Here is a 360-nt window from a genome sequence, read left to right as displayed (position 1 = left end):
CGCTTCCAGTTGCGGCACCAGATGCTGCCAGACGGCACCATTCATGCCCCAGCCATGAATGAGAACCAGATCGGAACCCTGAGCCGGGTTCTGACCAAATGCTTGCCAGTAGACAGATGCCGTCATGTACACTTCCTTCACTTCAAACCGGATGCCAAGGATGTTATCCCCTGTGGCTGTAAGATCAATCTTTCGTTGGCCAAATCAGCGATGTGCCTTGTGCCGTTTACCACTGCGTGACGGTGATCACTACTGGTGTCAGCACTGTCTGACCAGCCTGCCTGCACCGCCTTATTGCCAGTGCTGCGGGGCCACCACACTTGAGACCGTCAGCCACTGCGGCTACTGCCTGCGTCAGCC

1 protein-coding gene and 1 pseudogene are annotated in these 360 nt (G+C 56.7%); one reads left to right on the top strand and one right to left on the bottom strand.

From position 1 onward, the window contains the following. A pseudogene (locus ACYP03_RS24810) lies at positions 1-126 on the bottom strand (pimeloyl-ACP methyl ester esterase BioH); the annotation flags it as partial. Positions 127-172: 46 nt separating this feature from the next. Here ACYP03_RS24810 and ACYP03_RS24805 point away from each other — a divergent pair. Then, positions 173-360, top strand: a 188-nt coding sequence (locus ACYP03_RS24805) for a double zinc ribbon domain-containing protein (RefSeq protein ID WP_459782499.1), incomplete at its 3' end; no start/stop codon positions are given.

This window comes from Photobacterium sp. R1 (assembly GCF_054600795.1).
The sequence above is the reverse complement of the archived record's forward strand: the minus strand, read 5'-3'. Positions and strand labels throughout refer to the sequence as shown.